The following is an 8,971-nucleotide window of genomic DNA, read 5'->3' on the forward strand; positions in this document are numbered from 1 at the left end:
CGTGATAGACTGGAAATTCGAAGGGAGAGTGGACAATATGAGAAAGACAACATGGCTGATGTACATAGCCGTTGCCGCACTGCTTCTGCTCGGCGCATGCGGCAATGGCAGCAAGGACAACAACTCCGCTGCCACCGGCGAGGGGGAAACGGTGCCGGCCGGCGGTCAGCCGGAAGAAGATCAGTCCGGCGGCGAAGAAACGGGCGGCGCCGGGGAAGGGGACAAAGAGACGGCTGAAGAAACAGAAGAAGAAGCTGAATTACCGGCCGAGCCGCTGTATGAGCTGAACGAAGCAACCTGGTCATTCCAACCGGTCGGCGACGCGAATCCGCAAGCCGCACTGCTGACATTTGACGATGCACCCGACAAGCATGCGCTGGAAATTGCCAAGACGCTCATCGAAAAAGACGCACCGGCCATCTTTTTCGTCAACGGTCACTTCCTGGATTCTGATTCGGGCAAGGAGATGCTGAAAGAGATCCACGACATGGGCTTCCCGATCGGGAACCACACGATGACGCACGCCAACCTGAAAGAACTGTCTGAGGATCAGCAACGCGAAGAAATCCTCGGCGTCAATGAAATCGTGGAGTCGGTCATCGGAGAGAAGCCCCGCTTTTTCCGGGCTCCGTTCGGCTCCAACACCGACTTCAGCCGGCAGCTCGTTTCCGATGAAGGCATGCTCCTCATGAACTGGACATACGGCTATGACTGGGAGAAGCAGTATATGGACGCCGACGCACTTGCGGACATTATGGTGAACTCCGAATACCTCAACAACGGGGCAAACCTGCTCATGCACGACCGGGAATGGACGTCCGCCGCGCTTCCGCGGATCATCGACGGCCTGCGCGGGAAAGGCTACGAGCTGATCGACCCGGCGACGATCAAGCTCCCGGAGAATTGAACCTGATTTGGGCGGATGTTTAACAAACTGCCTTGAATGTCAGGCAACTTCACCGCTCTCGAAAAAAAGCAGTTCCGCACAATCGCGGAACTGCTCAGACTGTAGCCAAAGTGAGCCTAATGCTCCTTTGGCTACAGTCTTCTTTTTCTTGAATATCCTTCGGATTTCCGCTGCGGGCGTTGCCTTAGCCTCCTCGAGCTGCGCTCTGCGGGGTCTTCGGCTAACGCTTTTCCAGCAGGTGTCTCGGGCTCTCCGCTCCAGACCACTTAAAGTGTGTTGAGACGATCAAAATAACAGACTAATAAACGGATGATGAGCATGCTGTCAAAATCAAATGGAACCAATCAAGATCAATTCCATAGAAGAGGTCAGGCAATCTGAGGATCTAACGCTATTTTTATTTCCATAAAAATAGAAAATCAGGTCCGGAAGTGTTTGCAGGACCTGATTTGTCTACAGTCTGAGCAGTTTCGCACATCCGCGGAACTGCTTTTTTTTCGGCATCGATTCAGGAAAGGATCGGCTTCTGTTCGCGGATGACGAGCAGCGTTTCGATCGTGTCGTCTTCCGGGCCCTGGACGGGAAGCCCGGCTTCCATGTTCATGCGGATGTAGTCGATGTTGTCGCGGGTGACGATTTCGCCTGGGATCACGATCGGGATGCCGGGCGGGTACACCATGACGAATTCCGCCGAGATCCGGCCCTCCGCTTCATCGAACGGGACCGTTTCGGTTTTTGCGTAAAAGGCGTCCCGGGGCGTCAGCGCAAGCGCCGGGATTTCCGGCAGCGTGACGAATGGCGGATGTTCGGAGCCATCCGGCGCGAACTCTTCCGCCAGCCGTTTGAGCGCATTCACAAGCAGGCTCGCTTCGCGTGCCGTATCCCCGATCGTGAGTATGCACAGGATGTTATACAGGTCCGACAGTTCCACTTCGATGTTCGCCTGTTCGCGAAGCCACACCTCGGCCTGGCTGCCCGTGATCGACAGGTCCTTCACGCTGATGAGCAGCTTTGTCGGATCGGTGTCATGGGAGGCGGAGCTGTGGATCAGTTCCTGCCCCGGGCACCAGAGCCCCGGGATCTTGTTGATCCGCCTGCGGGTGTCGCGGGCAAGCCGGATTGTGTTATCCAGCAATCCGTGTCCGTTCATGGCCAGTTGTCTCCGTGCGCAGTCGATGGATGCGAGGATCGGGTATGAAGTGGACGTCGTTGTCAGCATCGAAAAAATCGACTGGACGCGCTTGCGGCTGACGAGTCCTTCCCTCAGGTTCAGAACCGATCCCTGGGTCATGGCACCGCCGAGCTTGTGCACCGACGTGGCAGCGAGATCCGCTCCGGCCGCCATCGCCGACACCGGCAGCCGGTCATGGAAGTGGATATGGACGCCATGCGCCTCGTCGACGAGCACCGGAACGCCGTATGAATGGGTGATTTCCACGATCCGCTCAAGATCCGCGCACACTCCGTAGTACGTCGGGTTGATGACGAGCAGGCCCTTCGCGTCAGGATGAACGGACAGGGCCTTTTCCACAGCTTCGGCAGAGATTCCGTGTGAAATGCCGAGTTCCGGGTCCACTTCGGGGTGGATGAAGACGGGCACGGCACCGGCAAAGACGATCGCGGACATGATCGATTTATGGACGTTCCTCGGGACGATGATTTTGTCGCCGGGCTCGCATACGCTCAGGATCATCGTCATGATCGCGCCGCTTGTCCCCTGCACTGAAAAGAACGTGTAGTCGGCGCCGAAAGCCTCCGCCGCCAGCGTTTGTGCCTCATGGATTGCGCCTTTCGGCGAGTGAAGGTCATCAAGCGGCGAAATGTTGATCATGTCGATGGACAGGATAGGATCGCCGGCGAATGCCCTGAATTCGGGATCCATCCCGCGGCCTTTCTTGTGGCCGGGTATATGAAACTGGACCGGATTGCGGTCCCGGTGTTTGAGCAATGCATCAAAAAGCGGGGTTTCCTGCTGGGACAATCTGCTGCCTCCTCATCATGCGGTTTCAAGGGGAATTATAGCACCGCACCAACCGGTTGTCACCGTCAATCCGCGGTACGGTTCAACTCCGGCCAAAGGTGCGATATGATGGAGGAAAGGGGGAATGATGATGGAGTGGAACACAAGGGTGACCGGGCTGCTTGGCATTGATTGTCCGATTGTCCAGGGAGGACTCGCCTATCTCGCTTATGCAGATTTGGCAGCCGCCGTATCTGAAGCCGGGGGACTCGGACAAATCACGGCGATGAGTCTGCCCGGACCCGATGAACTGCGGGAAGAGATCCGGAAAGTCCGAAGCATGACGGACAAGCCGTTCGGCGTAAACTATGCGATCGGACAGCACGGACGTCCGTATGACCATATGCTGGACGTGGCGATCGAGGAAAATGTGCCGGTCGTCACAATGACGGGCGGGAACCCCGCGCCGATCCTGGAGCGTCTGAAAGGCACGGACATCAAGAAACTGGTGCTCGTGGCCGCCGTGCGGCAGGCTCAGAAGGCCGAAAGCCTCGGAGCGGATGCGGTCATGGTCGTCGGACAGGAAGGCGGCGGCCATCTCGGACGGGACGATGTCGGCTCGATGGTGCTCATCCCGCGGGTCGTGGACAGTGTGTCCATCCCGGTCATCGCTTCTGGCGGCATCGGGGACGGCCGGGGATGGATGGCCGCCATGGCGCTCGGCGCGGAAGGGATTGAAATGGGGACCCGGTTCATCGCCACGAAAGAGTGCATTCATGCATCGGATGTGTACAAGCAGGCCCTGCTGGATGCAAGCGAAACCGGGACCGCCGTCATCAAGCGCCGTCTCGGCACTCCCGCCCGCGCGCTCGCCAACAGCTGGACCGGACGGATTCTGGAGATTGAAGAAAAGACGCCTGACTATGAGGCGCTGAAGGACTTCATCAGCGGTGAAGCGAACCGGCGCTACATCCATGACGGCGACACGGAAGGCGGCTACGGCTGGGCGGGCCAGGTCACAGGGCTGATCGACGACATTCCGACCGTGGCGGAGCTGATCAGCCGGATGGCGGGAGAGGCGAAAGCAATCCGGACGAAATGGGGTTTTGGACTAAACTGAGGAGGTGCCAAAATGGATTATTCCTATCCGCTTGAACCGGACTGGACAACCGAAGAAATCATCGATGCAGTCAAATTTTACGAGGCGGTCGAAAAGGCGTACGAAAAAGGGATCAGCCGGGGAGAACTGATGAAAGCGTATCGGCGGTTCAAAGAAATCGAACCTTCCAAGGCGGGGGAGAAGCGCATCTTCAATGAATTTGAGGAAGCGAGCGGTTATGCCGCCTGGCCGGTCATCCGCAGGCTGAAAGACAGTCCGGACGAGGAAATCATAAAAGGAGCGGGGGCATAATGCCCTCCGCTCCTTTCATTTCCGGCCGGTGAGGGTCCGGTAAACCGGCAGCAGCCGGTTGAAGGTGTCTTCTGCACAGGCGAGGAACTCGTCTTCTGACAAGTTCACCGCTTCTTCCCGCGCAATATGACGACCGACGAGGAACTCGGCCTTTTTCACCGTCTTCAGCCGCTCCAGCAGGCTGATGACCTCATCGCCGCCGTCCGCGTGAACAGGGGAGGATTCGGGCGACATGTGGTCTCCTGAAACAATGAAGTCTTCCGGCAGCCCGTCGAACAGTTCCGTGTCCGCAAGCATCCGGTCCGCCATCATTTCCTTCCCGGGCAGTTCGTAGACCAATGCCAGAATGACGAATACTTTGGTTCCGAACAGCCCGATCTGGAAGTGGGGAAGAGCCTTGTATCCGCGGTTGCTCGTTGACCAGGCGACCCACGTGTCTTTCGGCGGGTTCACCTTCCTCCTTGCATGCTTGGCGACATGCGGGTGGAATTCTTCGCCGAGCACCGAGGAGAAGTAGTGGGCGTAATGCACGCCGAGCGCCTCCAGCTTCGGACGGACCGTGGAAATCAGCGCTTCCATGCGCGCCTCCAGCCCGTCGATTGCGAATACATCGAAGTCTTTTTCTTCCCATTTCATCTTGGTCATGGACTCACACCTTTCTCTCTGTACGTTTATTGTAGCAAAAAACGGGGAACAATCTTTCCAACAGGACATCTCGCCGGGGGAACCGGAAAATGAGCGGCATCCATTACAGTGAGGTGACCAAAAATTCCGCGAAAGGGTGTATCGACCATGAAACAAGTCATTCATGTAATCAGGAAAGCGGATGTGGAAAAGCAGTACGTGAACATGCTGACGCTGGAACTTGACTATGAACTCGCCACTCTCTACGATGCCATGAACGAGTCGGATGAAGAACAGCAGGAAAAAAGCAAGCAGCGACTCATGGAGATCCACACAGAGCTGGAGAAATACAATGCTCTTGCAGCGAACTGAATCGGTTAGCAAACGGGGGGATCCGGGTTCATCCGATGGTTTAATTGGATGAAGCGGATTCCCTTTCGGTATAATGGACGGCAGGGCACCCGGGGCTGACCGGTGTGCCGGAAGGGGGAGGCCATTGGACTGGGGAATGATCGACCGCTACGCAAAGTCGCTGATCAAGGAAGCGGGCCACAGGATCCGCGTGTCGTTTGCCCGTGAGATACAGATTGACACGAAAGACGACGCCAACGATCTGGTGACGGACATCGATAAGGACATCGAGCAATTTTTCATTTCAAGAATCCGCCAAGATTTTCCGGACCACCGGATTTTGGGCGAGGAAGGCTTCGGGGACGAAGTCAGCTCCAATGAAGGGGTCATCTGGATACTGGATCCGATCGACGGGACGATGAACTTCATCCATCAAAAAAGGAATTTCGCCATCTCGCTCGGAATCTACGCCGACGGTGCGGGGATGCTCGGCTACATCTATGATGTGATGGCGGACGATTTTTATCACGCCGTGCGTGACGGCGGCGCCTACCGCAACGATGAGCGGCTGCCCCGTCTTGAACGGACGCCGCTGAACGAAGCCGTCATCGGCATCAATGCGAGCTGGGTCTGTCCGAACCGCTATGTGGACCATGAACGTGTGGCCGGTCTTGTGAAAAACTGCCGCGGTACCCGCTCTTACGGTTCGGCGGCCATCGAGCTGGCCCACGTGGCGTCCGGCCGTCTGGACGCCTATATCTCCATGAGGCTTGCGCCTTGGGATATTGCGGGCGGCTCTGTGATCGTCGGGGAAGTCGGAGCACTCACGACGGACCTGCGCGGCCGGGAACACGACATGCTGACGAAGGGGACGTTCATTGCGGCGAGGCCCGGGCTGCATGAAACGATTCTCGGTGAGTATATCCATCTGAAATCATGATGCGAAAATGAAAAGCGGGCACACCGTCGGCCGTTGGACCGGCAGGAAATCTTTCCCTGCCGGATCAAAACCGCCGTTTTGGTGCCCCGCTCTTTCATTTTATAAAAGTCCTTTTTCGCGCATCGCCTTTTTGGTCTTGAAGCCGAAGCCCATCACGGCAAACAGGAGCACGACTGCCCCGATGATGCCAAGAATGCTTCCGGCCCCGATTGCAAAACCGATGGCGACCATCGATGCGAGCGCCGCCAGGGCAAAAAGGACAAAGACCCACTTCACGTTTTTCATGGCCAACCCTCCGGAAAACGGCCTTCGCCGTATTTAAAAGATGACAAACGGCCATCATGTGATATAATAACACAGTTATAAATCCGGCAACAGAAAAGTGAGTGAAAATAAAATATGACAACGCTTCGTCAAGATATACGCAACATCGCCATCATCGCACACGTTGACCACGGCAAAACAACACTGGTCGACCAGCTCCTGAAACAATCCGGCATTTTCCGTTCCAATGAACATGTCGATGAACGTGCGATGGACTCCAATGACATCGAACGCGAGCGGGGCATCACGATCCTCGCCAAAAATACCGCCGTCCAATACCACGATGTGAAAGTCAACATCCTCGATACCCCGGGACACGCCGACTTCGGAGGCGAAGTCGAGCGGATCCTGAAAATGGTCGACGGCGTCCTTCTCGTCGTGGATTCGTACGAAGGCTGCATGCCGCAAACCCGCTTCGTGCTGAAAAAAGCGCTTGAACAAAACCTCAAGCCGATTGTCGTCGTGAACAAAATCGACAAAGACGCCGCGCGTCCGGCCGAAGTCGTCGATGAAGTGCTTGAACTGTTCATCGAGCTCGATGCAAACGACGAGCAGCTTGAATTCCCGATCATCTACACATCGGGCATCAACGGCACAGCCAGCCTGTCGCCGGATCCTGCAGACCAGGAAGAGAACATGCAGGTGCTGTTCGAATCGATCATTGAAAACATTCCGGCACCAGTTGACAGCCGGGACGAGCCGCTTCAGTTCCAGGTTTCTCTCCTGGACTACAGCGACTACGTCGGCCGGATCGGCATCGGCCGCATTTTCCGCGGCAGCATGCACGTCGGCCAGCAGGTTGTCCTCATGAAAAACGACGGCACCCGGAAAAACTTCCGGATCACCAAGATGTCCGGTTTCCTCGGTCTCAAGCGGGTGGAAATCCAGGAAGCCTTCGCCGGTGACCTCGTTGCCGTCTCCGGTTTCGAAGACATCGACGTCGGCGAAACGGTTTGCCCGGTCGACCATCCGGAAGCACTTCCCGTGCTCCACGTGGACGAGCCGACGCTCCAGATGACATTCCTCGTCAACAACAGTCCGTTCGCAGGACGCGAAGGGAAATGGATCACGGCGCGCAAAATCGAAGAGCGTCTGGAGCAGCAACTCCAGACGGATGTCTCCCTCCGGGTGGATCCGACCGATTCACCGGATGCCTGGGTTGTCTCCGGCCGCGGCGAGCTTCACCTCTCGATCCTGATCGAGAACATGCGCCGTGAAGGATTTGAGCTCCAGGTTTCCAAACCGGAAGTCATCGTGCGCGACATTGACGGTGTCCGCTGCGAACCGGTTGAGCGCGTCCAGATTGACACGCCCGAACAGTATACCGGCTCGGTCATCGAATCACTCGGCGAACGAAAAGGCGAAATGCTTGATATGGTCAACAACGGAAATGGCCAGGTCCGCCTCGTCTTCAATGTTCCGGCACGCGGCCTCATCGGCTACACGACCGAATTCATGACGATGACGCACGGCTACGGAATTCTGAACCACACGTTCGATTCGTACCAGCCGATGTCGAGAGGCCGCGTCGGCGGCCGCCGGCAGGGCGTGCTCGTCTCGATGGATAACGGCACGGCCACCACTTATGGTATAATGCAGGTGGAAGAGCGCGGTACCATCTTCGTCGAGGCGGGAACGGATGTGTATGCCGGCATGATCGTCGGGGAACACAGCCGCGAGAACGACCTCACCGTCAACGTCACGAAAATGAAGCAGCAGACAAACGTCCGCTCTGCAACGAAAGACCAGACGGCGACGATGAAGAAACCGCGCATCATGTCTCTTGAGGAAGCCCTGGAATATCTCAACGACGATGAATATTGCGAAGTCACGCCTGAATCGATCCGCCTGCGCAAAAAACTCCTCGACAAAAACGAACGGGAGCGGAGCGCCAAGAAAAAGAAAATGGCAGAATCCGAGGCGTAATCGCATCCGAAAGGGAGATCCGTCTTGAAAGATGCGCAAGTATTTGAGAGGATGTCGCCGATTGCCCGGGCGATTTATGAGGCGATGCCATCCAATGATTCGGCGGGTTATGTCCTGCTGCTCGTTGTGTTCGCCCTGTCCGCGTTCGTCTACCACCTTGGATTTGCGAAGAAGCTGAAACTCTGGCAGAACGCCGTGATCTACGTGTTCCTGTTTCTCGGCTGCCTGATGCTCACCTTCCTCGCATTCTTCCTTCCGATCGTGGAAGGCCTGATCGTGGCGGCGCTCATCCTCATCATCTATAAGGTCCGGAGAATGTCCGACCATAAGCACGAACAAAAGAAATCCACGTCAGTCTGACGTGGATTTCTCAGACTGTAGACAAAGTGAGCCTGGTGCTCCTTTGGCTGCAGTTTTTCTTTTTCCTGAATATCCTTCGGATTTCCGCTGCGGGTCCTCGCTTACCGCGGGCGTTGCCGACGCCAACGCGAAGTTTGGCGTCTGCGCTCAAAAGCGATCGCGTTGAGC

At 56.6% G+C, this 8,971-nt stretch carries 10 protein-coding genes; 7 read left to right on the forward strand and 3 right to left on the reverse strand.

Annotated elements, in window-relative coordinates:
* Window positions 1–37: 37 nt before the first annotated feature.
* Complete coding sequence (locus ACFFIY_RS02830; RefSeq protein ID WP_354197321.1) at window positions 38–907, forward strand: polysaccharide deacetylase family protein; 870 nt, start codon at window positions 38–40, stop codon at window positions 905–907.
* 508 nt (window positions 908–1,415) lie between these two features.
* Here the strand turns inward: ACFFIY_RS02830 and ACFFIY_RS02835 are convergent.
* Window positions 1,416–2,888 carry an aminotransferase class I/II-fold pyridoxal phosphate-dependent enzyme gene (locus tag ACFFIY_RS02835; protein ID WP_354197323.1) on the reverse strand — a complete coding sequence of 491 codons (1,473 nt, stop codon included), beginning with the start codon at window positions 2,886–2,888 and terminating at the stop codon, window positions 1,416–1,418.
* A 130-nt stretch (window positions 2,889–3,018) separates the two neighbouring features.
* On the opposite strand from ACFFIY_RS02835, the gene ACFFIY_RS02840 reads away from it, so the two are divergent.
* Together ACFFIY_RS02840 and ACFFIY_RS02845 are read left to right on the forward strand one after the other, a co-directional pair.
* Window positions 3,019–3,987 (forward strand): NAD(P)H-dependent flavin oxidoreductase, encoded by a 969-nt coding sequence (locus ACFFIY_RS02840; RefSeq protein ID WP_354197325.1) that lies wholly within the window; start codon window positions 3,019–3,021, stop codon window positions 3,985–3,987.
* 12 nt (window positions 3,988–3,999) lie between these two features.
* On the forward strand, window positions 4,000–4,278 hold the full coding sequence (locus tag ACFFIY_RS02845; protein ID WP_354197327.1) for a UPF0223 family protein: 279 nt from the start codon (window positions 4,000–4,002) through the stop codon (window positions 4,276–4,278).
* A gap of 15 nt (window positions 4,279–4,293) precedes the next feature.
* Here the strand turns inward: ACFFIY_RS02845 and ACFFIY_RS02850 are convergent, their stop codons facing one another.
* Window positions 4,294–4,923 (reverse strand): YktB family protein, encoded by a 630-nt coding sequence (locus tag ACFFIY_RS02850; RefSeq protein ID WP_354197329.1) that lies wholly within the window; start codon window positions 4,921–4,923, stop codon window positions 4,294–4,296.
* Window positions 4,924–5,070: 147 nt separating this feature from the next.
* Here ACFFIY_RS02850 and ACFFIY_RS02855 point away from each other — a divergent pair, with 147 nt between their 5' ends.
* Together ACFFIY_RS02855 and ACFFIY_RS02860 are read left to right on the forward strand one after the other, a co-directional pair.
* Entirely contained in the window at window positions 5,071–5,274 is a 204-nt protein-coding gene (locus ACFFIY_RS02855) for a YkzI domain-containing protein (protein WP_354197330.1), read from the forward strand.
* A 124-nt stretch (window positions 5,275–5,398) separates the two neighbouring features.
* The gene (locus tag ACFFIY_RS02860) at window positions 5,399–6,193 is read left to right on the forward strand and encodes an inositol monophosphatase family protein (RefSeq protein ID WP_354197332.1); all 795 of its coding nucleotides are present in this window, start codon (window positions 5,399–5,401) and stop codon (window positions 6,191–6,193) included.
* A gap of 99 nt (window positions 6,194–6,292) precedes the next feature.
* Here ACFFIY_RS02860 and ACFFIY_RS02865 read toward each other — a convergent pair whose 3' ends face one another.
* Entirely contained in the window at window positions 6,293–6,478 is a 186-nt protein-coding gene (locus tag ACFFIY_RS02865; RefSeq protein ID WP_354197334.1) for a YlaF family protein, read from the reverse strand.
* 114 nt (window positions 6,479–6,592) lie between these two features.
* On the opposite strand from ACFFIY_RS02865, the gene typA reads away from it, so the two are divergent.
* Window positions 6,593–8,443: a translational GTPase TypA gene (gene typA, locus ACFFIY_RS02870; protein WP_354197336.1), complete on the forward strand. Its 1,851-nt coding sequence runs from the start codon at window positions 6,593–6,595 to the stop codon at window positions 8,441–8,443.
* A 51-nt stretch (window positions 8,444–8,494) separates the two neighbouring features.
* Window positions 8,495–8,803, forward strand: coding sequence for a YlaH-like family protein (locus ACFFIY_RS02875; protein WP_354197407.1), 309 nt, complete (start codon window positions 8,495–8,497; stop codon window positions 8,801–8,803).
* Window positions 8,804–8,971 lie beyond the last annotated feature (168 nt).

The sequence above is a fragment of the Bhargavaea ullalensis genome (assembly GCF_042432615.1).
GTDB lineage: Bacteria > Bacillota > Bacilli > Bacillales_A > Planococcaceae > Bhargavaea > Bhargavaea ullalensis.

Excerpts from the sequence above, each read along its gene's own strand:
- ACFFIY_RS02850 (WP_354197329.1), bottom strand. The coding sequence starts at position 4,923 with ATGACCAAGATGAAATGGGAAGAAAAAGACTTCGATGTATTCGCAATC.
- ACFFIY_RS02845 (WP_354197327.1), top strand. The coding sequence starts at position 4,000 with ATGGATTATTCCTATCCGCTTGAACCGGACTGGACAACCGAAGAAATC.
- ACFFIY_RS02875 (WP_354197407.1), top strand. The coding sequence starts at position 8,495 with ATGTCGCCGATTGCCCGGGCGATTTATGAGGCGATGCCATCCAATGAT.
- ACFFIY_RS02865 (WP_354197334.1), bottom strand. The coding sequence starts at position 6,478 with ATGAAAAACGTGAAGTGGGTCTTTGTCCTTTTTGCCCTGGCGGCGCTC.
- typA (WP_354197336.1), top strand. The coding sequence starts at position 6,593 with ATGACAACGCTTCGTCAAGATATACGCAACATCGCCATCATCGCACAC.
- ACFFIY_RS02840 (WP_354197325.1), top strand. The coding sequence starts at position 3,019 with ATGGAGTGGAACACAAGGGTGACCGGGCTGCTTGGCATTGATTGTCCG.
- ACFFIY_RS02830 (WP_354197321.1), top strand. The coding sequence starts at position 38 with ATGAGAAAGACAACATGGCTGATGTACATAGCCGTTGCCGCACTGCTT.
- ACFFIY_RS02855 (WP_354197330.1), top strand. The coding sequence starts at position 5,071 with ATGAAACAAGTCATTCATGTAATCAGGAAAGCGGATGTGGAAAAGCAG.